This is a genomic window from Streptomyces sp. P9(2023), assembly GCF_032436795.1.
In the GTDB taxonomy this organism is placed as follows: domain Bacteria; phylum Actinomycetota; class Actinomycetes; order Streptomycetales; family Streptomycetaceae; genus Streptomyces.
Genome location: NZ_JAUPWM010000582.1, coordinates 1 through 262, shown reverse-complemented (window position 1 = coordinate 262; position 262 = coordinate 1). Strand labels below are relative to the sequence as shown.

Annotated in this window: 1 protein-coding gene; it reads left to right on the top strand. The window is 26.0% G+C overall.

Going from position 1 to position 262, the window contains the following annotated elements; all coding sequences use genetic code 11:
* The coding region (locus Q5762_RS38765) for a hypothetical protein (RefSeq protein ID WP_315897014.1) at positions 1–216 on the top strand (216 nt) is incomplete at its 5' end.
* Between the last annotated feature and the right edge of the window lie 46 nt (positions 217–262).

The window sequence follows — 262 nt, the reverse complement described above, 5'->3', positions numbered from 1 at the left end:
AAAACAAGAAAAAAAGTTTTGATTGATATAATTTTTGGATATAATATGGGATTAATTATTCTAGTAGAAATTGTCCATTTTGGTTTCGTAAAGGGAATATTAGTTTCTGATAAAAAAGAAAAATTATCTTTTATGGCTAAATTTGCTAATTTTAGGAATAGCACAATGAAAAAAAGTTTTTCTGATAATATGGAATCTCAACTTGTTTATGCCTAAAAATAATACCCCTTACTCAATTTGAGTAGGGGCTTTTTTGTGTGTC